The organism is Mesorhizobium sp. M0189 (genome assembly GCF_040322135.1).
Classification (GTDB): domain Bacteria; phylum Pseudomonadota; class Alphaproteobacteria; order Rhizobiales; family Rhizobiaceae; genus Mesorhizobium.
The window spans coordinates 1-21,700 of record NZ_JAMYSW010000005.1; the positions used below are offsets into that span (position 1 = coordinate 1).

Annotated in this window: 19 protein-coding genes; 6 read left to right on the top strand and 13 right to left on the bottom strand. The window is 62.2% G+C overall.

Going from position 1 to position 21,700, the window contains the following annotated elements:
• Positions 1-151 precede the first annotated feature (151 nt).
• Positions 152-1,186 carry an L-threonine 3-dehydrogenase gene (gene tdh, locus NKJ09_RS10955; protein ID WP_023717188.1) on the bottom strand — a complete coding sequence of 345 codons (1,035 nt, stop codon included), beginning with the start codon at positions 1,184-1,186 and terminating at the stop codon, positions 152-154.
• 68 nt (positions 1,187-1,254) lie between these two features.
• Positions 1,255-2,442 carry a glycine C-acetyltransferase gene (locus NKJ09_RS10960; protein WP_352481279.1) on the bottom strand — a complete coding sequence of 396 codons (1,188 nt, stop codon included), beginning with the start codon at positions 2,440-2,442 and terminating at the stop codon, positions 1,255-1,257.
• 265 nt (positions 2,443-2,707) lie between these two features.
• Here NKJ09_RS10960 and NKJ09_RS10965 point away from each other — a divergent pair, with 265 nt between their 5' ends.
• Positions 2,708-4,780, top strand: coding sequence for a putative bifunctional diguanylate cyclase/phosphodiesterase (locus NKJ09_RS10965; protein WP_352496154.1), 2,073 nt, complete (start codon positions 2,708-2,710; stop codon positions 4,778-4,780).
• A gap of 5 nt (positions 4,781-4,785) precedes the next feature.
• On the opposite strand, the gene NKJ09_RS10970 is transcribed toward NKJ09_RS10965, so the two are convergent.
• Positions 4,786-5,028, bottom strand: a complete 243-nt coding sequence (locus NKJ09_RS10970) for a type II toxin-antitoxin system Phd/YefM family antitoxin (protein ID WP_023717185.1) — start codon at positions 5,026-5,028, stop codon at positions 4,786-4,788.
• A 20-nt stretch (positions 5,029-5,048) separates the two neighbouring features.
• On the bottom strand, positions 5,049-5,477 hold the full coding sequence (locus NKJ09_RS10975; protein WP_023717184.1) for a MarR family winged helix-turn-helix transcriptional regulator: 429 nt from the start codon (positions 5,475-5,477) through the stop codon (positions 5,049-5,051).
• Between the two features lie 117 nt (positions 5,478-5,594).
• On the opposite strand from NKJ09_RS10975, the gene NKJ09_RS10980 reads away from it, so the two are divergent.
• Positions 5,595-6,002, top strand: a complete 408-nt coding sequence (locus tag NKJ09_RS10980) for a hypothetical protein (RefSeq protein WP_023717183.1) — start codon at positions 5,595-5,597, stop codon at positions 6,000-6,002.
• 141 nt (positions 6,003-6,143) lie between these two features.
• On the opposite strand, the gene NKJ09_RS10985 is transcribed toward NKJ09_RS10980, so the two are convergent.
• A complete protein-coding gene (locus NKJ09_RS10985) occupies positions 6,144-8,189 on the bottom strand; it encodes an oxidoreductase (RefSeq protein WP_352481281.1) in 2,046 nt (681 codons plus the stop codon).
• Positions 8,190-8,303: 114 nt separating this feature from the next.
• Here NKJ09_RS10985 and queF point away from each other — a divergent pair, with 114 nt between their 5' ends.
• Positions 8,304-8,765: a preQ(1) synthase gene (queF, locus tag NKJ09_RS10990; RefSeq protein ID WP_023717181.1), complete on the top strand. Its 462-nt coding sequence runs from the start codon at positions 8,304-8,306 to the stop codon at positions 8,763-8,765.
• 29 nt (positions 8,766-8,794) lie between these two features.
• On the opposite strand, the gene NKJ09_RS10995 is transcribed toward queF, so the two are convergent.
• From NKJ09_RS10995 to NKJ09_RS11015, 5 genes are all read right to left on the bottom strand, one after another.
• Positions 8,795-9,979: a mandelate racemase/muconate lactonizing enzyme family protein gene (locus NKJ09_RS10995; protein WP_023717180.1), complete on the bottom strand. Its 1,185-nt coding sequence runs from the start codon at positions 9,977-9,979 to the stop codon at positions 8,795-8,797.
• Between the two features lie 11 nt (positions 9,980-9,990).
• Positions 9,991-10,545: a hypothetical protein gene (locus NKJ09_RS11000; protein ID WP_051409602.1), complete on the bottom strand. Its 555-nt coding sequence runs from the start codon at positions 10,543-10,545 to the stop codon at positions 9,991-9,993.
• 4 nt (positions 10,546-10,549) lie between these two features.
• Complete coding sequence (locus tag NKJ09_RS11005) at positions 10,550-11,029, bottom strand: DUF3828 domain-containing protein (RefSeq protein ID WP_023717178.1); 480 nt, start codon at positions 11,027-11,029, stop codon at positions 10,550-10,552.
• A 105-nt stretch (positions 11,030-11,134) separates the two neighbouring features.
• Positions 11,135-12,784, bottom strand: a complete 1,650-nt coding sequence (locus tag NKJ09_RS11010) for an ABC transporter substrate-binding protein (RefSeq protein ID WP_023717177.1) — start codon at positions 12,782-12,784, stop codon at positions 11,135-11,137.
• A 41-nt stretch (positions 12,785-12,825) separates the two neighbouring features.
• Positions 12,826-14,376, bottom strand: a complete 1,551-nt coding sequence (locus NKJ09_RS11015) for a trimethylamine methyltransferase family protein (protein ID WP_023717176.1) — start codon at positions 14,374-14,376, stop codon at positions 12,826-12,828.
• A 91-nt stretch (positions 14,377-14,467) separates the two neighbouring features.
• Between NKJ09_RS11015 and NKJ09_RS11020 the strand changes: the two genes are divergently transcribed.
• Entirely contained in the window at positions 14,468-15,370 is a 903-nt protein-coding gene (locus NKJ09_RS11020; protein WP_023717175.1) for a LysR substrate-binding domain-containing protein, read from the top strand.
• 20 nt (positions 15,371-15,390) lie between these two features.
• On the opposite strand, the gene NKJ09_RS11025 is transcribed toward NKJ09_RS11020, so the two are convergent.
• Positions 15,391-16,380: a zinc-dependent alcohol dehydrogenase family protein gene (locus NKJ09_RS11025; protein ID WP_352481283.1), complete on the bottom strand. Its 990-nt coding sequence runs from the start codon at positions 16,378-16,380 to the stop codon at positions 15,391-15,393.
• 103 nt (positions 16,381-16,483) lie between these two features.
• Between NKJ09_RS11025 and NKJ09_RS11030 the strand changes: the two genes are divergently transcribed.
• Both NKJ09_RS11030 and mutL read left to right on the top strand, forming a co-directional pair.
• A complete protein-coding gene (locus NKJ09_RS11030; RefSeq protein ID WP_352481317.1) occupies positions 16,484-17,386 on the top strand; it encodes a LysR family transcriptional regulator in 903 nt (300 codons plus the stop codon).
• 603 nt (positions 17,387-17,989) lie between these two features.
• Complete coding sequence (gene mutL, locus NKJ09_RS11035) at positions 17,990-19,849, top strand: DNA mismatch repair endonuclease MutL (RefSeq protein ID WP_023717172.1); 1,860 nt, start codon at positions 17,990-17,992, stop codon at positions 19,847-19,849.
• A 34-nt stretch (positions 19,850-19,883) separates the two neighbouring features.
• Here mutL and NKJ09_RS11040 read toward each other — a convergent pair whose 3' ends face one another.
• The gene (locus tag NKJ09_RS11040) at positions 19,884-20,441 is read right to left on the bottom strand and encodes a hypothetical protein (protein ID WP_352496155.1); all 558 of its coding nucleotides are present in this window, start codon (positions 20,439-20,441) and stop codon (positions 19,884-19,886) included.
• Positions 20,442-20,769: 328 nt separating this feature from the next.
• Complete coding sequence (locus NKJ09_RS11045; protein ID WP_352496156.1) at positions 20,770-21,663, bottom strand: DMT family transporter; 894 nt, start codon at positions 21,661-21,663, stop codon at positions 20,770-20,772.
• Between the last annotated feature and the right edge of the window lie 37 nt (positions 21,664-21,700).

Consider the following 21,700-nt stretch of genomic DNA (forward strand, 5'->3'; position numbering starts at 1 on the left):
CAAAGTTCCCATCAGCCATCGCATCAAGAAATGCGCCTGGAACGACGACTATCTCATCAATGCCATCACTCATATGCGATAGCCCTGCCTTACAGGGGGAGATGGCCGGCAGGCCAGAGGGGGGTGCTGTCCCGCCAACATTTCTGATCGCCTACCAGTCCATCACCACCTTGCCGGAATTGCCGCTCTTCATCGCTTCGAAGCCGGAAACATAGTCGTCGATGCCGATGCGGTGGGTGATCAGGCCGCTGACATCGAGAGGACCCTGCACCAGCGCAATCATCTTGTACCAGGTCTCGAACATCTCGCGGCCGTAGATGCCCTTCAGATGCAGCATCTTGAAGATGACCTTGTTCCAGTCGATTTCGAAGCCGGTCGGCGCGATGCCGAGAATGGCGATCTTGCCGCCATTGTTCATGGTGTCGATCATGTCGCGGAAGGCAGGGGCTGCGCCCGACATTTCGAGGCCGACGTCAAAGCCCTCGGTCATGCCAAGCGCCGGCATCACGTCGCGCAGCTTTTCCTTCGATGCGTCGACGACATGCTGAACGCCAAGCTTTTTCGCCAGTGCCAGGCGCACCGGGTTGATATCGGTGATGACCACTTTTCGCGCGCCGACGCACTGCGCCACCAGTGCACCCATGATGCCGATAGGCCCGGCGCCGGTGACCAGCACGTCCTCGCCGACGAGATCAAAGGACAATGCGGTGTGAACAGCATTGCCTAAGGGATCGAAGATCGCCGCGATCTCGTCGGGCACGTCGTCGGGGATCGGCACCACATTGTGCTGCGGGATCGCCAGGTATTCGCCAAAGGCGCCCGGCCGGTTGACGCCGACGCCGAGCGTGTTGCGGCACAAATGCCCCCTGCCCGCCCGGCAGTTGCGGCAATGGCCGCAAACGATATGGCCTTCGCCGGAAACGCGCTGGCCGAGTTTGTACTCGGTCACCGCCGCACCGAAATCGGCGACGGTTCCGACAAATTCGTGGCCGGTAACCATCGGCACCGGCACGGTCTTTTGCGCCCACTGGTCCCAATTATAGATGTGGACGTCGGTGCCGCAGATCGCCGTCTTCCTGATCTTGATCAGCACGTCGTTGGGGCCGATCTCCGGCACCGGCACTTCTTCCATCCAGATGCCCGGCTCGGCCTTGGCCTTGACCAGCGCCTTCATCATGTTCGACATTCTTTTGTTCCCCAGAACCTTAGTCGCTTGAACCTCTTGATCCGGAATCGCTTTTCGGTTCCGGCCGTTCAGGAAATCACGCCGAGTTCCCGACCGACTGCGGCGAACGCCTCAACCGCGCGATCGATGTCTGCGCTGGAATGGGCGGCCGACATCTGCGTGCGGATGCGCGCCTGGCCCTTCGGCACCACCGGGAACGAGAAGCCGATGACATAGATGCCGCGCTTCAGCATCCGCGCCGCCATCTCCTGCGCCAGCGTCGCATCGCCAAGCATCACGGGGATGATCGGGTGGTCAGCGCCGGCCAGGGTGAAGCCGAGCTTGCCCATCTCGGACCGGAAATGCCCGGCATTGTCGTAGAGCCTCTTCCGCAATCCATCCCCGACTTTGATCAGTTCGAAGACCTTTATCGAGGCGCCGGCGATCGCCGGCATCAGCGTGTTGGAAAAAAGATAGGGCCGCGAGCGCTGGCGCAGCCAGTCGACCACCGGCTTCCTGCCCGACGTGTAGCCGCCCGACGCTCCGCCCAATGCCTTGCCGAGCGTACCGGTGATGATGTCCACCCTGCCCTCGACGCCACAATGTTCGGCCGAGCCACGGCCATTCCTGCCGACGAAACCAACTGCATGGCTGTCGTCGACCATCACCATCGCATCGTATTTGTCGGCGAGGTCGCAGACGCCCTTCAGATTGGCGATGATGCCATCCATCGAGAACACGCCGTCGGTGGCGATCAGCCGGAACCGGCAGTCGCTCGCGTCTTTCAACCGCGCCTCCAGATCGGCCATGTCGTTGTTGGCGTAGCGGAAGCGCTTTGCCTTCGACAGCCGCACGCCGTCGATGATCGAGGCGTGGTTCAGCGCATCGGAGATGACCGCATCCTCCTCGCCGAGCAGCGTCTCGAACAGGCCGCCATTAGCGTCGAAGCAGGAGCCGTAGAGGATAGTGTCCTCCATGCCGAGGAAATCAGAAATGGTCGCCTCGAGCTGCTTGTGTTCTTCCTGCGTGCCGCAGATGAAGCGCACCGACGCCATGCCGTAGCCGTAACGGTCGAGCGCCTGCTTGGCTGCTTCCCGCAGTTCGGCGCTGTCGGCGAGGCCGAGATAATTATTGGCGCAGAAATTCAGCACCTTCTCGCCGCCCACCTCGATCTCGGCCGATTGGGTCGAGGTTATCACCCGCTCGGATTTGTAGAGACCTGCCGATTTCAGTCCTTCAAGCTCGCTGTCGATGTGGGAAAGGAATGCTTCGGTCATGATCAGGCCCTGTTGAGATCGATGAGGACTGTCGCGCCGCGCGGACGAAAAATCCATCGCAAAAGCGACCGCTTCGGTGGCGGCAATGGCACGGCAGAGGCCACGATGTTCAAATGCAGAGGCGCTGCGAAAGATTGCAATAACCACTTTGCGGGTTTCCCGCCACGGTCGCCGCCGCCGGCCTGTTGCCGCCCCAAACCTGTTAACACTTTGAAGCCAAAGGTTGTCGCACAAGAATTCGTTGGCGAGAGGGCCGACTCGGAAAATGTCGCAGCAGCCGGTGCACGCCGTTTCGGGCAGGCTTATACTCCTGATCAAGTCCGGCTACTGGCTGGCTCTGCTGATCATAGCCGCCATGGTAGTGGCGTCCTTCATCCTGCTGCAACAGGTGATGGCGACCCAACGGCACAATCAGGCGCTGCTCGATATCGTCAGCACACAAAAAGCCCTGTCGCAGCGCATCGTCTTCCTTGCCGGCGCAACAGGCAGCGCCTCGCGCGATCAACAGCACGCCCTGGTTAGCGCGCTCAAGCAAGCGACAGTGGAGTTCGAGAAGAACTACGATCTGCTGCTCGAGCGGACCGCCGCCGATCCGGTGTCGCCGGCAAGATTCGATCCGAAATCGATCGAGAGCGTGCTTTTCGCCAAGCCGTACCATCTCGACTATTTCTCGGTCGGGCTTATCGCCAACGGCGAGCGTCTGATCTCTTCATTCGAATCGCGGCTCAACACGACCGGCAGCGGCGGCTACAAGGGCGGAGAGGAGCGCGTTAATCTGGACGCTTCCGTTGCCAACGCAACATTGTCGGGCTACGCAGCACTCGGCCAGCGCATCAGCGCCTACGCGGACCAGCGCTCCGAAAGGCTCCTCGATCTTCATCGCACATTGTTCTATTCGACCATCGGCGTCATCCTGCTGGTGGCACTTTTCATTTTCCGGCCGATGTCGAATGCCATCTTGCGCCGGACGCGCGAGCTGGTCGATGCACGCAATTCCATGGCCTTCATTGCCGTGCATGACGGGCTGACCGGCCTGCACAACCGTACCTTCCTGACCGACCATTTCGATACGTTCATCAGTGGTGCGCAGCGAAGGCGTGAGCGGGTCGCCGTAGTGCAGTTCGACCTCGACCGGTTCAAGCAGATCAACGACACGCTCGGCCACGCCGCTGGCGATTATGTGCTGGTGGTGGCCGCGCAGCGCATGCGCGATTCCTGCCGGACGTCGGATCTCAACGTGCGTCTCGGAGGCGACGAATTCGTTGTCGTCCTCAACGACGCCGGCAGCACCGCGGACATCGATATCGTCGCCAGACGCATGCTGGCCAAACTCAATGAGCCGGTCATCTTCCAAGGCACGACGATCCATCCAGGCGTAAGTGCCGGGATTGCGGTCTACCCCGTCGACGCCGACAATGCGCAGGACCTGCTCGTCCATGCCGATCTGGCACTCTATTCAGCCAAGAGGCAGGGCGGCGGCAGTTTGTCGTTCTTCTCCGATGAGCTGAGGCGCGAACTTGATAATCGCAAGCAGCTCGAACTCGACATCAGGATCGCCATCTCTGAGAAGGCGTTCGAAGTCTATTTCCAGCCGCAGGTGTCGCTGTCGGATGGCGCTATCAGTGGCATCGAGGCTTTGGTTCGCTGGAGGCATGCCGAGCGCGGCATGATCGCGCCGGGCGAGTTCATTCCGATCGCAGAAAAATGCGGCTTGATGCCCGAGATCGGCCGCATCGTTATTGCCAAGGCGATCGACGAAGCAGCCGAATGGAACCGCGCAGGCATCGCCTTCGGACGGATCGCCGTCAATGTGTCCGGCTCGGAGCTGCGCGAGACAGATTTCGAAGTCTTCCTGTTCGGTACGCTGGAGAGGGCTGGCCTGCCCGCGCACAAACTATCGCTGGAGATCGTCGAATCCGTTATTCTCGATGACGAGAAGACCGGTATCGCGGCAAAGCTGCGGCACATCCGCGCCGCCGGCATCCATCTTGAGCTCGATGATTTCGGCACCGGCTACGCATCGCTCAGCCATGTCAATCCAAACGAGATCGACCGGCTGAAGATCGATCGCCGTTTCGTCCAGAACATCAACGAGAACAGCGGCAACACCAAGATCGTGCGTGCCCTCACCGAGCTCGCCCGCGGTCTCGGCATCTCGATCGTCGCCGAGGGCGCCGAAACCGAAGCCGAGCTCGACTCGCTGATGGCGATCGGCTGCGACCAGGTGCAAGGCTATTCCATCGCTTTCCCGATGCCACCGGACAGGGTGCGCGAATGGCTGGTGGCCCGGGCGCCCAAGAAGGCCAGGCTGACGGTGCTGCAGGGCAGCCGGGCGTAGATCCGTCATGGTTCGGGCTTGCGAACCGACCTGATGAGCCGAGGCGGAAGGTCATCCTCATCACCGGGAAATGCTGCCAGCAATTGTCCAATGTTGGGCACACGCGCCAGTTTTTCGTAGTCCTGAAATGACAAAATGACCGCCTGCTTGCGGCCGCGCCGCGTGATGGCCGCCGGTTCTCCCGCGACGACCTGATCGAGCAGCGCCGAGAGTGTAGTCCTGGCATCCTTCAGCGAAATTTCGCGCATAGCGTTTTCCTAGCCTAATTCTAACCTTCGACATTGGCCCGCAGCGCGGCCAGCACCTGTGCAAACTCCGCCAACCTGTCGTCGGATAATCCCTTCCGCAGCCGCTTGTCGAAGGCTAACGCGGCGGTGCGCAATTTCAGGAACAGCGCTTCTCCGGCTTGGGTCAGCTCCACCTGGTGAACCCGGCGATTTTCGGGATCGCGGCGCCGTATCAGCAGGCCTTGCGTCTCCATGGCGTTGAGATGATGGGTCAGTGTTGCGCCCCGAATACCGATCATGCCGGCGAGCTCGCGTTGGTTGGCCAGCTCCCGCGACTTGACCGACAGCAAAGTCACCCAGACCGGCAGCGTGCCCCCCGCCTCGACCAGGGCAGCGTCGAAAGCCTGCGCGACCAGCTTGGCGGTGCGGGCGAGATTCATCCCGATCGGCGGGCGGTCAAAGGGCGTCATGATCCGACACTAGAACAAGGGCAAAGCCTATGGAACCGGCTCGAGCTTATGCGTTGACATCTAATCATTTGATATCTATCCATATGGTTAGCGGTGGGCAAGAGAGGAAATGCGGTCATGCAATATGTCTACATCATCGTCCTCGGCCTTCACGTCATGGCGGGTGTGTTCTGGGCCGGCACCACCATCGCGGTTGCCCGCGAACCGGAGATCCGGGCGGAACGTTTCTTCCGGCCGCAAATGGGCGCGGCCGGCGTGGTTTTCCTCACGGGTTTGCTGCTCTGGTATTTCTTCCACAACGGCTCCTTCGGCTCGATGGAGAAGGTCCTGGCGCTGGGCATCTTGACTGCCTTGATTGCCGCCGGGGTCCAGGGCGCACTGGTGGGTTCCGCCAGCAGGCAGTTGGCCGGCGCTGATGCGGCGACGCAAACCCAGTTGCGCGCGAAGATGACAAAAGGCGAACGCATCGCCGGCGGGCTGCTGGTCATCACCGTGTTCTGCATGGCTACCGCCAGGATGTTTTGAGCGGCCTGCCGCAATCGCAAGATCGTACGGTGTCCGGCCGCAAGCCGGCGGCGTGCGCGGCGCGCAGAACGAGCCGAAGTACCGTGGTGGCTCTCCGTACGGAGGTTCGGCTGCGCGCCACCAATCAATCCAAAATATTCCTCAGATTCGCAAGCCGAACCTGATGCCGTCATAGATGGCGGCGTGGATGTTGCGCGAGGCTACTGCATCGCCGATGCGGAAGAGCACGAAACCGGCGTGAGGATTGCGCACGGGAAAGATGTCGCCGCCATTGACCAGCTTTTCGTAGTCGATCGCGCCGGCGTTCTTCGACAGCGGCTTCAGCGCCAGATAGAGATCGTCGAGCGGCAGCGTGCCGTGCTCGACCACCACCTGGTCGACGCGGCGCTCTCCGCGCCAGCCATCAGCGAAGTCGGAGGCGAGCTCGGCGATCAGCTGGTTGCCCTCGCGCCGCACCGAACGCAGCCGTGTGTTGATGGTCACCGTGACACCCTTTTCCTGGAAGGCGCGCATGTAAGGCACATGGTTCATGCCGCCCATTTCCGGCGCGAAGAAGCGCTCTGGTGAAACCAGCTCCAGCCTGGCGCCGCTGTTGGCGATCAGTTCGGCAGCACCCATGCCCTGATGGCCGCCATTGTCGTCATAGAGCAGCACGTTCTCGGCCGGCTTGACGCTGCCGGCCATGATGTCCCAGCTCGAGGTGACGAGATCGTCGCCCGCAGTCAGAGGCGGGTTCTGCGGCAGGCCGCCGGTGGCGATCACCACCACGTCCGGCGACAGCGCCAGCACGTCGTCCTTCTCCGCCCAGGTGTCGTAGCGGATCTCGACGCCGAGCCGGTCCAGCTCGGCCAACCGCCAGTCGATGATGCCGATCAATTCCTTGCGGCGCGGGTTCTGCGTTGCCAGCCGCACTTGGCCGCCGGCCTGGCTCGATGCTTCCAGCACCGTTACCTGGTGCCCGCGCTCGGCGGCGACCCGCGCTGCCTCCAGCCCGCCGGCGCCGGCGCCGACCACGACCACCTTTCGCTTCGGTCCCTCGGTTTTCGGGATGATATGCGGGATATCAGCCTCGCGGCCCGTTGCCGCATTGTGGATGCACAGCGCCTCACCGCCCTCATAGATGCGGTCGAGGCAGTAGGTTGCACCGACGCAAGGACGTATCTCGTGCTCGCGGCCCTCCATCACTTTTTTGACGATGTGCGGGTCGGCGATATGGGCGCGCGTCATGCCGACCATGTCGAGCTTGCCGGTGGCGATGGCGTAACGCGCGGTGGCGACGTCGGAAATCCGCGCAGCATGGAAGGTCGGGAATTTCGTCGCCGCCCTCACCTCGCCGGCGAAGTCGAGGTGCGGCGACGACCGCATGCCGGTCACCGGAATGACTTTTGTCAGCGCGGCATCAGTCTCGATCGAGCCACGGATGATGTTGAGGAAATCGACCTTGCCGGAGCCGGCCAGCCGCCTGGCGATTTCGACGCCTTCCTGTTTCGACAGGCCTTTCTCGAAATCCTCGTCGGCGACCATGCGGATGCCGACGACGAACTTTTCGCCGACCGCGGCACGCACCGCATCGAGCACCATTCCGGTGAAGCGCAGCCGGTTGTCGAGCGAGCCGCCGAAATCGTCGTCGCGCTGGTTGGTGGCCGGCGACCAGAAGCCGTCCATCAGGTGGCCGTAGGCCTCGAATTCGATGCCGTCGAGGCCGGCAGCCTGGCAGCGCTGGGCGGCCGCCGCGTAGTCGGCGACGATGCGCTCGATATCCCAGTCCTCGATAATCTTGGGAAAGGCGCGATGCGCCGGTTCGCGCACCGGCGAAGCCGACAGCACCGGCAGCCAGTCGGCCTTGTTCCAGCCGGTGCGGCGGCCGAGATGGGTGATCTGGATCATCACCTTGCAGTCATGCTCGTGGCAGGCATCGGTAAGCTCGGCGAGCCACGGCACGATGCGGTCGTCATAGACATGCAGATTGCCGAAGGCGGCCGGGCTGTCGCGCGAGACGATCGCCGAGCCGGCGGTCATGGTCAGCGCCATGCCGCCCTTGGCCTTTTCGGCATGGTAGAGCCGGTACCGCTCCTTTGGCATGCCGTCCTCAGAATAGGCCGGCTCATGGCTGGTCGACATCACCCGGTTCTTCAGCGTCAGATGCTTGAGCTGATAGGGCTGGAGGAGCGGGTCGTTGCTAGTCATCGTCTTCCTGCTGTTTCAAATTGTGCTAATGAGCGGCAAATTTTTGTTTTTACGCATGTCGCTATCCCAAAATCGCTGCGCAGTTTTGGGCGACATGCAGCAAGGAACCTGCTCATGACCGATACGAAAAACCTCACCCAGCTCGGCACCAACGTCGAGGCGCCACAGAGCCCTGAAGCGGCAGTCCTGGAAACCGTGCCATTTTCGCGCGGCGACGGCCCGCCGGCCATCGTTCGCTTCACCTGCCCGGAATTCACTTCGCTCTGCCCGGTCACCGGCCAGCCGGACTTCGCCCATATCGTCGTCGACTACGCACCCGATGCGCTGCTGGTGGAATCGAAGTCGCTCAAGCTGTTCATGACCTCGTTTCGCAACCATGGCGCGTTCCACGAAGAATGCACCGTCATGATCGGCCGCCGCATCATCGCCGCGACCAAGCCATTGTGGTTGCGCATCGGCGGCTACTGGTATCCGCGCGGCGGCATTCCGATCGACGTGTTCTGGCAGACGGGCGCCCCGCCGGAAGGTGTGTGGCTGCCCGACACCGGCGTCGCCCCCTATCGCGGGCGCGGGTGAGCCTGAGTTTCTGAGGAAAATACGTTGCATCAGTTGAGCGGGAGCCGCCGGTAGCGGCCGGGATTGTTCGGGTCGCTGAAATGGCCCATCGGCCCGTGTTCGGCGAAGTGGCCCGCCCAGCGTTTCATCGCAGCCGGATCGAGTTCGACGCCCAGCCCGTCACCCTCCGGCACGCGCACCGTATTGCCCGTCTGGCGGAAAGGACCGTCCTTGATGACATCGCCGATCTGCCAGCGAAACAGCGACTGCGATGCTTCGGTGATCCACGGTGTCGCCGCCACGACGTGCAGATAAGCCGATGTCATGATGCCGAGATCGTTCGAATAGCACCAGAACCCCTTGCCCATCGCCTCACAGGCGGCGATGAATTTCAGAGTTTTCGACAATCCGCCGAGTGCTGCGAAATTGCAGACGAAGTAATCCGGCGCACCGAGCGCGACTGCCCGTCTGAGATCCGGGATGTGCGTGGAGAACGGAATGCGCGAATGCTGGCGCAGCGCTGCCATCTCCTCGAAGGTCGCGACCGGATCCTCGTAATTGCGGATGTTGAACGGCTCGATCTCGCGCAGTACCCAGCGCGCTGTGGTCAGCGACCACTGCATGTTGGAATCGAGTTTGATCTGCGCCTTATCGCCAAGCGCCTCGCGCAGCATGCGCACTGTCCTGATCTCGAGCTCGGGATCGCCCATGATCAGCTTGCCCTCGAAGATCGTCGAGCCGTGCTGTTCTCGCATGCCGAGACAATAGTCGACGATCGCTTCGGCGGTCATCTCGCCGCCGGCTCCGCCTTGAGCGGGGCGAAAGGCGAAATATTCCGAAAACGGAATGTCCTTGCGCACCGCGCCGCCGAGCAGCTTATAGAGCGGCATGCCGAAGACCTTGCCTCTTATATCCCAGAGCGCCAGTTCGATGGCGCCGAACGCCACCGTGGCTGCGTTCTCGCCGGTGTTGGCGGTGATCTGCCAGGGCGGCACACAGCGCGCCTCGCAGTCGGCGATGTCGAGCGGATCGGCGCCAATCAGCGCCGGCGCGATCTCGGCCTTGATCACCTCGCCGAAATGCCACCATGGCGCCTCGCCCAGTCCGACCACGCCTTCGTCCGTCTCGACCTCGATGATCGATTTCGAGGCGCCGCCGTAGAGACCAGCCGTCCACCAGAACGGAGCATCGAGCGGGACGTTGACGTGGGTGACGCGGATGTTGCTGATCTTCATCGGTTCCGTTCTCACTCACACTGGTATTGGCTGAGCGCCCATTCGCCTGTCACCGAGAGCAGGTCCGATATCTTCCAGTCGCCGTCGACCTTTTTGAGCTTCCATTCCAGCCGGTGCGGATTGCCGGAGGCGACGAAAGCGACAACGACCTTGGCCTGGTCGCCCTTGACCGCTTCGATGGTCTTCAGGCTCTTGTCGATCTCCGCCTCGTCGTATTCGGCATTGTCGAGCGCCATGTTGGGATCGAGGCACTCGCCCTGCCCCGACTTCCGCAGCGCGTCGCTCTTGTCCAGCACCGACTTTGCCGGATCGGTGAAATGGCCCCGCTGAGCCGGATCGACCTCGAGCCTGGCATGCTCGTAGAACGGCTTCACCACCGCCGTCGGCGAGCCCGGCTGCACGGGTGCGGCCGGTGCGTTTTCTGCCGGCGACTCTGCCGGCGGAGGTGCCGCGTTGTCGGCCGGCGCGTCTGCGGGCGGCGCGCCCAACAGGCCCTGAGCGGCGGCGCTGCTCAATCCGGCCAGCAGGCACGCAGTCGCCAGAACCCAGGGACGGCAGCGGAGCACGGCATCACTCCGGGGTCTGCCCGGCCAGACATTCGAGCGCACTCAGCGTCCAGCCGCTGGTCTTCGAGGTGATGTCGGCGACCTTCCACTGGCCATCGATCTTCCTGAGTGACCAGACCATTTCGCGTTTGGAATCATCGCCTTCCGGGAAAAGGCTGAACGTCGCCGTCACCTCGGCGCTGTCGCCATCCAGCGTTTCGGCCAGCGTCAGCGTCTTGGCCACGGTCTTCTCGTCATAGTCCTGCGCATCGAGACCAGGGGCGAAGTCGATGCAGGGAACTTCATCCGGATGGTTCTTTGCCGCGTTGTCGTTCAGTTCGAACAGTTTCGTCACCGGCGCGGTGAAGCGGTCGCGATATTGCGCATCGGCCTCGAATTTGACCGACGGGACATAGAAGAACTTCACGGCGTTGGCAGCAGGGCCGGCAAACGCGGCCGCCGGCAAGGCCATCGAAAGCGCGGCAACAAAAAGTGGCAGTTTCATGCGTGTCCCCGATTGTTCACTGACGGAAGCTATCAGTACCACGCATCTTGCCTGTCGGCTTTCTTGCGGTCCATGAAATCCTGCAACGCGTCCTCTGCTGGCAACTCAGGCGTTCAGCCAGACGTTCTGGAGATCCATCTCGAAGGTTTGGTGGACAGCGTAGTTCTTCACCTTCTCGTTCATGTGGCTGAACAGCTTCTGCCAAAACGGCTGAATGATGACGCCCGAATCCTGGAGGATCTGCTCGATGTCCTTCATGACCTCGCGGCGCTTTTCCACGTCGATGAGCGAGAGAGCCTGCTTGAGCTTGGCGTCGAAATCAGGATTCGAGTAGCCGGTTTCGTTCCAGGCCTCGCCGGTGCGATAGCCCAGCGCCAACACCTGGACGCCAAGCGGGCGCATGTACCAAATGGTCATGGAATAAGGATATTTGGTCCAGTCGTTCCAGAAAGTCGAACCCGGCAGCACGGTGCGCTTCACCTTGATCCCGGCGTCGCGCAACTGGCCGGCAATAGCGTCGCCGGTATTCTTTTGCCAATCGTCCTCGACGGTGATCAGTTCATGCTCGAAGTCGGCCTGCTTGGCCTCGGCCATCAGCTTCTTGGCGCCCGCGGCGTCACGTGTCTTCTTGGGCAGCGCGAAGTATTCCGGATGAATCGGGCTGACGTGATGGTTTTCACCAACAGTCCCTCGCCCGGCATAGCCAAGTTCGAGCACCGCCTGGTTGTCGACGGCCATTTGCAGGGCGTTGCGGACGCGCTTGTCGTCGTAGGGCTTGTGCGTGACGTTGGTCCGGGCAACGAGCGTGGTCGCTGTCGCGACCTCCGATTTTACCAGCCCCATCTTGTCGAGGATGTCTATGAAGTCGGCGGGCGTCTCGAAGTTGAGATCGATTTCGCCGGAGTCGAATGCATTTATCGACGCGTTGAAATCGGTTCCGTAGTCGATGAATTCGACGCCGTCGAGAAGCGCTTCACCGCCCCACCATTTGCCAGTCTCCCGACGCTTGACGACCGCTTTCTGGCCGACCGAATAGGACACCAGTTCGAACGGCCCGGTGCCGATCGGCTTCTCGATCGGATTGGCGCCGTCGGCGTCGAAGTTGCGATGGACCACGAGCGCTGGATAATCGGTGAAGTTCGGGATCAGCGAGATGTCCGGTTCGTTCAGCTTCAGCTTGACCGTGTTGTCGTCGACCTTGGTGATCGCGCCATCCCTGGCCTTGCCGGTTTTTGCGTCGATCAGCGCACCGACGCGCGCGGCCATGGAATTGCCGGCGGCAGCCTTTTCGCACCAGCGCGTCAGATTGTAGGCCACATCATCGGCGCCGAAAGCATCACCATTGGTCCAGGTGATGCCCTTGCGCACATGCAGCACATATTCGGTGGCGTCGTCATTGACCTCCCAGCTTTCGAGCAAAACCGGCTCGAATGTGAACTGGCGGGTGTAGCGGACAAGCGGCTCCAGCCAGCAGCGTGAAATGTTCGCAAGTTCCACCCAGTCGTAGGTGCGCGGGTCCTTTTGTGCCTTCACCGACATCGAAACATGCAGCGTTCCGCCTTTCTTCGGCTCTTCAGCCAAAGCCTGTTCCGGCACAGCAAGACCGATCATGCCGTAAGCAAGAGCTGTCGATGCGCCGAAAGCGCTTGCCAGAGCCAGAAACTCGCGCCGATCCACATGACCTGCACGCGCTTCGCTGGCCATCGCTTCGATGGCGCTCGGCACGCGATCACCATTGCTTCTGAAGAGTGTCATTTTTTCCTCCGTTATGGTTCCCATCGGGTCTTCGCCCGTTATCAACTAACGCTGTCCGGTAGTTTCTCCTCGCGCCGCGCAATCAAATCTTTGAGACCATCGGCGATGCCCTCATCGAGCTTCGGCTCCTCATAATCGGCGAGCATGTTGCGCGCTTTCTCGCGGCCGCGGGTGTCGTGGTCCTTTGCTCCTTCCGCCTTCCACTGTTCGAACGAATTGAAGTCCATGATGCTCGGTATGAAGAAGGCGGACTCGAAATGCTGGAGCGTGTGTTGGGTGCCGAGGAAATGGCCCTGCGGTCCGACCTCGCGGATAGCCGCCATAGCCTCCTTGAAATCGTCGAATGGCAGCCCGCCAGCATATTTGTACCAGCCGACAAGCTGCTCGCAGTCGGTGGCAAATTTCGAATAGCCGCAGGTCAGGCCGGCCTCGAGCCAACCGGCGGAGTGCCAGATGTAGTTGGCGCCGGCAAGGATGGCGGCATGCATCAGCATGTTCGCCTCGTAGCCCGCCTGGGCGTCGTTCAGCTTCGAACCGACATGGAAACCGGACGTGCGCCACGGCAGCCGATACTTCCGCGCCAGCGCGCCCATGAGATACATCATCTGGGCCGCCTCCGGCGTGCCGCCCATGGGAGCGCCGGTCTTCATGTCGACCGTCACCATGAACTGTCCGTAGATCTGCGGCGAACCCGGACGCAAGAGCTGTGTGAACGCGACGCCCGCCAGCGCTTCGGCATTGACCTGCGCGACCGCACCGACTGCAGAGGCCGAAGTCGAGGCGCCGCAAAGGGCGAAGGGCGCGAGGATCAGCGGCTGGTTGTGGCGCGCATAGACTTTCATCGCGTCCAGCATGGTGGCATCCCAGACCAGCGGCGAATTGCAGTTGGTGATCGCCACCAGGACCGGGTTGTCGCGGACATAGTCCTCGCCGAACACGATGCCTGCCATCGCCATCGTGTCTTCGGCTCGATCTTTGGAGGTCACGATGCCCATGAACGGCTTGTCGGAGTGCTTCAGCGCTGAATGGATGATGTGGAGGTGACGCTTCGGCACCGCGATTTCCATCGGCTCGCAGATGATCGAGCTCGACGAATGCAGCGCCGGCGCCATGTAGGCGAGCTTGTGGAAATTGTTGAGGTCGGCGAGTGTGCCGTAGCGCCTGTTGTTGTCGAGGTCGCGCACATAAGGCGCCCCGTACATCGGCACGAAGATGGAGTTGTTGCCACCCACACGTACGGAACGCTGGGGATTCCTCGCATTGAGCGTGAACTCCGACGGGACCTTCGAGACGAGGTCCATCAGCAGGGCGCGGTCGATCCGGACCCTTGTCTCGGAGACATCGGCGCCCGCCGCCTTCCACATTGCGATAGCCTCGTCGTCGCGGAACTCGCATCCCACCTCTTCGAGGATGCTGAGCGACTCCTGGTGGATGAGCTCCACCGCCTCGTCCGGGACCATCTGATACACCGGAATCTTGCGAACCAGGGTCGGAAATGACGCTACGGGAGCTCCCCGCAGCGCCTTGCGCCCCAGGCGGCCACCCGCGCGACGATTGGTATGTTCGCTCACTTCAACGGCCGGTGCGTTCATGGAGGCTCCATCTTCCTGTCTCGATCAATCTAGCCAGACAAAATGCAGCTGTGACGCTGGAAAATCCTGATCTCTTGTATAAGCTCAGCTTATGCGAAGCTTGCGCCATCTGCTGCCCTCGGCCGGCAGCCTGATCGTTTTCGAGGCCGCCGGCCGGCTGTCGAGCTTTACCGCCGCCGGGCGGGAGCTCGGCATGACGCAGGCTGCCGTCTCCTATGCGATCCGTGGGCTCGAGGAGCAGCTCGGCGCCAAACTCTTCCAGCGCCGCCACCGGCAAGTCAGCCTTACCGAGGCCGGCGATCGCTTTCACGCCGACGTCTCGCTCGGCCTGTCGCACATCCGCAAGTCGGCGGAAGATCTGCGCCAGATCGCCGTCGGCGCTCACGTGACGCTCGCCGCCTCGACCGCATTCGCCTCGTTCTGGATGATGCCGCGCCTGCAGCAGTTTCGCGACGAACTGCCGGGCATCGACCTGCGCATCCAGACCGCGGACCGCGATCTCGACATCATCGCCGAAGACATTCCGCTCGGCGTCCGCGGCGGCGAGCCCAAGGAATGGCCGGATTATCATTCGCTGCCGCTGGCCGATGAAGTGATATTCCCCGTCGCCGGCGTTAGTTATGTGGCCCGGTTCGGGCTGCCGGCGAACGTGAAGGACCTTCCATCGCATCGTCTCATTCATCTCGAAGAGCCGTTTCGCGAGGCCGCCAGCTGGGACGAATGGTTCGCCTCGGCCGGTGTCGACATCGCCGATGCCGGGCGTGGCTTGCGCATCAACGACTATGCGCTGGTGATCCAGGCAGTCATGGAAGGGCAAGGCATCGCGCTCGGCTGGGGTCATCTCGCCGAGCGGCTGCTGGCATCAGGGCTGCTGGTGCGCGTCACCGGCCACACAATGACGACCGGCAAGGGCTTTCATGTCATCTGGTCGAGGAACCGCGAGCTCAGCGACAACGCCCGCAAGGTGCGGGACTGGCTGGCGGCGCAAGCGTGAGGCTATCCCACAATGCCCGGTCAAACCGTCACGACGATCTTGCCGAATTGTTCGTTCGACTCGAGATAACGATGCGCCTCGACGATCTGATCAAACGGAAAGGTTCTAGCGATTGCGGGCTTCAGCGAACCCGATTTCAGTCCATCAAGGATGAATGTCTTGGCGGCCTGTAGCCGGGCCGGATCGCGCACGATCTCGTGGACGAGATAGCCGCGCAGCGTCAGCGTCTTGCCTAGCACTGCAGGTAACGGAAAAGGTGTCGGGTCGGGGCTCAAGCCGCCATATTCGATGAGAATGCCACCCAGTGCCATCGCTGCCGTCAGAGGCTCGAAGATCGGCCCGCCGACCGCGTCGAACACCACGCGCACGCCGTCCGGGCCGGCGATTTCCTTCAACCTAGCTTCCAGATCCACCTCTGCCGAGGCGATGACGTGGGCCGCGCCGAACTCAAGCAGAGTCCGCTTCTTGGCGGACGTCCGTGTGACGGCGATCGGGGTCGCGCCAACCAGGTTGGCAATCTGGATCGCCGCCAGTCCGACGCTGCTCGATGCCGCAGTGATGACGACAAAGTCCTTCCTGCCGAGTTTGGCAATGTCGATCAGCGCACCGTAGGCGGTGAGATATTGCATCCACGCAGCGGCGGCCTCTTCCCAGCTCAGCGATGGTGGATGCTTGACGACGAGCTCGGCGGGATATGTGGCAATCTCACCATAGGCAGGCCAGCGGGCCATCGACACTGGCGGCACGATGCTGACGGCATCGCCCGGCGCAAACCCGTCCACGCCTTCGCCGACCGTTTCGACGAGGCCAGCGGCCTCAAGCCCAAGACCAGAAGGCAACGGCGCGGTTTGGATATATCTGCCTGAACGCAGCAACGCCTCGGCCCGGTTCAGACCCAACGCCTTGACACGGATCTGGATCTCGCCTCGTCCCGGCGCAGGCATGTCGACATTCTCGATGCGCAGAACCTCGGGACCACCCAGCTCATAAAAACGAACGACACGCGCCATCGGTCACAACTCCAAAATATTTGCACTGAATGTGCTATGCCAGCGGCAATCAGGCGGATAAATAGCCGCTTGAGTAGATCAGTGGAAACTGTGGGTTTTGAATATGGATCGCCTTACCAGCATGGCCGTGTTCGTCAAAGCCGTCGACCTGGGCTCGTTCGCGGCCGCGGCGGCGGCTCTTGATCTGTCCGGGCCGATGGTCGGCAAGCATGTCCGGTTTCTCGAGGAGCGCCTGGGCGTGCGCCTCATCAACCGGACCACGCGCCGCCAAAGCCTGACAGATTTCGGGCGCACCTATCATGAACGCTGCCGGCTGGTGCTTGCCGAAGCAGAGGCCGCGGATGCGCTCGCCGCCGACCAGCTTGCCGAACCGCGCGGAAAGCTGCGCGTCCTCATGCCGGTGCATTTCGGCCGGCGCTGCGTTGCCCCGATCCTGTTCGGGCTTGCGCAGCAATATCCGGCGCTGGAACTTGACCTGTCGTTCAGCGACGCCCTCGCCGACCTCGCCGAGGACGGCTGCGACCTTGCCATCCGAACGGGCGATCTGGAGGACCAGGCCGGGGTGATGGCGCGGCGCGTCGCGCGCCAGCACATGGTCGTCTGCGCGTCGCCATCCTATCTCGACAGGCACGGCCAGCCGCAGGCGATAGATGACCTCGGCAGCCATCACGCGATCATCTACCGCCGTTCCGGGCGTGCCGTTCAGCCGTGGCTGTTTCCACGCAATGGCCAGCCTGCGACGGAGGTCAGGCTCGCTGGCAGATTGCGGCTCGACGATCTCGATGCCATCGCCGATGCCGCGGCCGCCGGCATGGGGCTCGCCTGGCTGCCATACTGGCTGGTTCGCCAGCGCATTCAGGCGGGCGTACTTGTCCCGCTATTGCCGGAACAGCCGAGGTTTCTCTATGACGCCCATGCGCTGTGGCTGCAGACGCCACATCTGCCGATGAAAGTCCGCCTTGCCGTCGATGCACTGGCGGCAGCGCTGCCCAAGCTCATGAGTTGAAGGCACGGTCGCGGTCAGCTGCGTGGATTTCCTCGAGAACGACCCGACGATTGAACAATAATCTATATGGTAAGATTTCGAATATACAGGAGGTAAACCAGAACAACTGCTAGCGATATCGAAATAATCGTCCAAATAGTGAACAAAATTACTCTTGCAATACGACTCTTTCGACGCTGTATCCATCGAGCGAAGTTTACCATTAAGTAATCTAGGATGACGTCCAAATGTCGCCTCCAACGGCCATTCGCTTCAGATTTTGGCCTTCGCCCGACTAAATCCACTAAGTCAATTGGGGGCCAAGCCCATTCACTTCAACAATATTCCTATCTCTACATCGTGGCGGGACAGCACCCCCCTCTGGCCTGCCGGCCATCTCCCCCGCAAGGGGGGAGATTGGCGGTTCATGCGTCCCGCCAACCTTTGAGACATTGGAGACTGGCGGAGGCCGAGGCGACATCCGATCTCCCCCCTTGCGGGGGAGATGGCCGGCAGGCCAGAGGGGGGTGGGACGGAGCGCAACGGAGCAGTCTCCCTGCCTTGCAACAATCAACGCTATTCTCCCCCTCCCGCATCGACCACGAATCCGCCTATAGTGCTGCCATGCCCATTCGCCAGCTTTCCGAAACGATGATCAACCAGATCGCCGCCGGCGAAGTCATCGAGCGTCCGGCAAGCGTGGTCAAGGAACTGGTCGAGAACGCGCTCGATGCCGGCGCCACGCGTGTCGAGATCGTCACCGCCGGCGGCGGGCTGAACCTGATCCGTGTCAGCGACGACGGCTCGGGCATTCCGGAAAAGGAACTGGCGCTGGCGATCGCGCGCCATTGCACCTCGAAGCTCGCCGACAACATCCACGACATCCGCTCGCTCGGCTTTCGCGGCGAGGCCTTGCCGTCGATCGGCTCGGTGGCGCGGCTGTCGATCCGCTCACGCACAGCGTCCAGTGAAAACGCCGCCGAGATCGGCATCGACGGCGGCCGCGTCTCCGCCGTCAGGCCGGCGGCGGCCAATCGCGGCACCACGGTCGAGGTGCGCGACCTGTTCTTCGCCACGCCGGCGCGGCTCAAATTCATGAAGGGTGAGCGCGCCGAAGGCTCGGCCATCGGCGACGTGGTCAAGCGCATCGCCATCGCCTTTCCCGCCGTGCGCTTCACGCTGGCCGGCCCGGACCGCTCGACGCTGGAGCTGCCGGCGACCGAGGACAGCCCGGAAGGCCGGCTGCGCCGGGTGGCACAGGTGATGGGCGCCGACTTTCCCGACAATGCGATCGCCATCGACGCGGTGCGGGACGGCGTGCACCTCGCCGGCCATGTCTCGGTGCCCTCCTTCACCCGCGCCAACGCCCTGCAGCAATATGCCTATGTCAACGGCCGCCCGGTGCGTGACAAATTGATCGCCGGCGCCATTCGCGGCGCCTTCGCCGACGTGCTGCCGCGCGACCGCCATGCCGTCACCGTGCTGTTCCTGACGCTCGATCCGGCGATCGTCGACGTCAACGTCCATCCGGCCAAGGCCGACGTGCGCTTCCGCGATCCGGGGCTGGTGCGCGGCCTGATCGTCGGCGCCATCCGCGAAGCACTGGCCCATGCCGGGATCCGCGCCGCCACCACCGGTGCCGCCGGCATGATGGCAGCGTTCCGGCCGGGCGCGGCATCCTATGCGCATGGCGGCCCGGCCAACGGTCACCGCAGTTACGAGGCCGCCTATCGGGCGTCGGGCTTTGCGGGTTTCGACCCTGCCCGTTCGCCGCAGCGGCCGCTCGATATGGGCTCTGCAAATGGCGGCTTCGGCGAGGACGAGCAGGCGGCCTTCGACGCCGGCCCACTGCACAGTGCCGACGCGCGCGCCGGACAGGATCAGGCGGCAGAGACGCTGCTCGGCACGGCATTGGGCGCGGCGCGCGCGCAAGTGCACGAGAACTACATCGTCGCCCAGACCAGGGATTCGCTTGTCATCGTCGACCAGCATGCGGCGCATGAGCGACTGGTTTACGAGGCCTTGAAGAACGCCCTCCACTCACGCGCGGTGCCGTCGCAGATGCTGCTGCTGCCCGAGATTGTCGACCTGCCGGAGGAAGACGCCGAGCGGCTTGCCATGCACTCCGAGACGCTGGCCCGCTTCGGCCTCGGCATCGAGCGCTTCGGCCCAGGCGCCGTTGCGGTGCGCGAGACGCCGTCGATGCTCGGCGAGACCAACGTCCAGCAGCTGGTGCGCGACCTCGCCGACGAGATCGCCGACAATGACACGGTCGGCACGCTGAAGGAGCGGCTGGACAGGATAGCCGCGACCATGGCCTGCCACGGCTCGGTACGTTCCGGCCGCCTGCTCAAACCGGAAGAGATGAACGCGCTGCTGCGGCAGATGGAGGCGACGCCCGGCTCCGGCACCTGCAACCACGGCCGCCCGACCTACATCGAACTCAAGCTGGCGGATATCGAGAGGCTGTTCGGGCGACGGTAAGCATTACCTGGGCAACCCCAAGCGAGGCACCCGCTCAATTCGCCAATTGATGATACTTCTTAGTTTTAAGAGAGAAAACATAGTCCATTGTATAGCCAGCGCCGCCGCCACGAAAGTTTACTGAAATGATCTCGGCGATTTTTTTCGTCTGTTTTTGAACATTCATGTAGATTGGCGTCATCAGCATTCCCGCGTCGCAATTGTCGTCATCGAACTCGATCTCTTGATAGACTTTCTTGCTTCGCTTGCCGATGACTTGCAATTTTCGCATGCAAATTCCGGCTTCGGTTTTCGCGTAGATGCCTGAAAACCTGTCGGTAGCGGTCTGCGCCCAGAACGGGATCTCAACGGTTCCGTCAATCTTCCCGTCGCCGGTATCGTCCAGGCTAGCAACTTTCTTGAGCGTGACGGGATGTTTGTCCGCACCCTTGCTCCAGGTTCCTGTTGCGCCGCTTTCACCAATGTCGAGAGAAAATGGGCATCCACTGGTGTCGACGGGCGTTTTCGAACCCATGACCAGCACCTGGTCGAATTCCTTGTCGTCCGCAATCTCGCAAAGGGATACGCTGGTGCCGTTGATCTTGCCGTACACTGCTATCGGGCTTTGCTTCGCGTCGTAGAAATAGCTCCCCTCGACCGTAATCCCGCTGCCGAAACTGTCATTCCTCTGCAGCGACAGATGGACTGGGTAGGCCCAATGAAACCTTCGAAGTTTTCGATCTGATACCAACCCGCGACGGCATTTTGGCTGAACAGCAACAAGAAAAAAATTGCGGAGATAAACTGCATTCCCATGTCGACCCCTCGCCACGCTTCGCAAACGCAATCAACATAGACGCCGGCCTGGCTCATGTCTGCATCGCAATGGTCGTCAGTAACGGCTCATGGTTTGAGTCGGGAAAAAGCTTCAATTATCTGAATCACCTCCTCAAATTCACCACGATGACGCCGCCCAGCGCCAGCGCCCCGCCGATTATGCCGAGCAGCGTCGGCACCTCGCCCAGCCAGAAGAAGCCGATCAGCGTCGCCACCGGGGACACCAGATAGAGGAAGTTCGATGCGCGCGCCGCCGGCAGCCGGGAAAGTGCTGTTGCCCAGGCAGCGTAGGCGATGAGACTGGGCACGATGCCGAGAAAGATGACGGCGCCGAGCCCGGCGGTGTTGGCGGTAGCCGCTTGCGCCAGGCCGCTCGGCAGGAACGGCGACAGGCAGAGCGCGCCGAGCACCATGTTCGAGGCCGAGATGGTCAGCGGGTGGTGGCGACCAAACAGCGGCTTCTGGACGATGGTGTTGACGGCCGAGCACAATGCCGAGCCGAGGACAAGCAGCGCACCATCGTTGAAATGCAAGCCTTGCCCCTCGCCCATGGCGATGATGCCGATACCGGCGAAGGACAGGAATGTGCCGGCCCAGGCCAAGCCTGAGAAGCGTTCGCCGAGCAGCGCCATGGCCATGATGGCGGTGAAGATCGGGCTGACATTGATGATGAAGCCCGCCGCACCTGCCGAAACGGTCAGCTCGCCGAAATTGAGCATCACCGTGTAGAGCGCGACGAAGACGGCACCACCGAAGACAAAGCGCCAGAGTTCGTCGAGCCTGGGCAGAGCCGGCCGCTTGACCGCGAGAAAGATCGCCGCCGGAACGGCGGCGATGGCAAAGCGCAACGCGCCAAGTTCCAGCGGCCCGAAGGCGGCAAGGCCGGCGCGGATCGCCGGAAAGGCCGAAGCCCAGCCGACCACCGTCAGCGCCACCGCGATGGCAGCGGTGGTGTCCATCCGCTGTGTCGGATTCAACGTTCCGGAATAGACGCTCATCTCGGTGTCCTCGCGATCCAATGCCATGAAGTAGAGA

Coding starts and splice junctions, on each gene's coding strand:
- NKJ09_RS11030 (WP_352481317.1), top strand. CDS start 16,484: ATGGATCGCCTTACCAGCATGGCCGTGTTCGTCAAAGCCGTCGACCTG.
- NKJ09_RS11045 (WP_352496156.1), bottom strand. CDS start 21,663: ATGAGCGTCTATTCCGGAACGTTGAATCCGACACAGCGGATGGACACC.
- tdh (WP_023717188.1), bottom strand. CDS start 1,186: ATGTCGAACATGATGAAGGCGCTGGTCAAGGCCAAGGCCGAGCCGGGC.
- NKJ09_RS10970 (WP_023717185.1), bottom strand. CDS start 5,028: ATGCGCGAAATTTCGCTGAAGGATGCCAGGACTACACTCTCGGCGCTG.
- mutL (WP_023717172.1), top strand. CDS start 17,990: ATGCCCATTCGCCAGCTTTCCGAAACGATGATCAACCAGATCGCCGCC.
- queF (WP_023717181.1), top strand. CDS start 8,304: ATGACCGATACGAAAAACCTCACCCAGCTCGGCACCAACGTCGAGGCG.
- NKJ09_RS10960 (WP_352481279.1), bottom strand. CDS start 2,442: ATGACCGAAGCATTCCTTTCCCACATCGACAGCGAGCTTGAAGGACTG.
- NKJ09_RS11005 (WP_023717178.1), bottom strand. CDS start 11,029: ATGAAACTGCCACTTTTTGTTGCCGCGCTTTCGATGGCCTTGCCGGCG.
- NKJ09_RS11020 (WP_023717175.1), top strand. CDS start 14,468: ATGCGAAGCTTGCGCCATCTGCTGCCCTCGGCCGGCAGCCTGATCGTT.
- NKJ09_RS10985 (WP_352481281.1), bottom strand. CDS start 8,189: ATGACTAGCAACGACCCGCTCCTCCAGCCCTATCAGCTCAAGCATCTG.
- NKJ09_RS10975 (WP_023717184.1), bottom strand. CDS start 5,477: ATGACGCCCTTTGACCGCCCGCCGATCGGGATGAATCTCGCCCGCACC.
- NKJ09_RS11010 (WP_023717177.1), bottom strand. CDS start 12,784: ATGACACTCTTCAGAAGCAATGGTGATCGCGTGCCGAGCGCCATCGAA.
- NKJ09_RS11015 (WP_023717176.1), bottom strand. CDS start 14,376: ATGAACGCACCGGCCGTTGAAGTGAGCGAACATACCAATCGTCGCGCG.
- NKJ09_RS10965 (WP_352496154.1), top strand. CDS start 2,708: ATGTCGCAGCAGCCGGTGCACGCCGTTTCGGGCAGGCTTATACTCCTG.
- NKJ09_RS10995 (WP_023717180.1), bottom strand. CDS start 9,979: ATGAAGATCAGCAACATCCGCGTCACCCACGTCAACGTCCCGCTCGAT.
- NKJ09_RS11025 (WP_352481283.1), bottom strand. CDS start 16,380: ATGGCGCGTGTCGTTCGTTTTTATGAGCTGGGTGGTCCCGAGGTTCTG.
- NKJ09_RS10980 (WP_023717183.1), top strand. CDS start 5,595: ATGCAATATGTCTACATCATCGTCCTCGGCCTTCACGTCATGGCGGGT.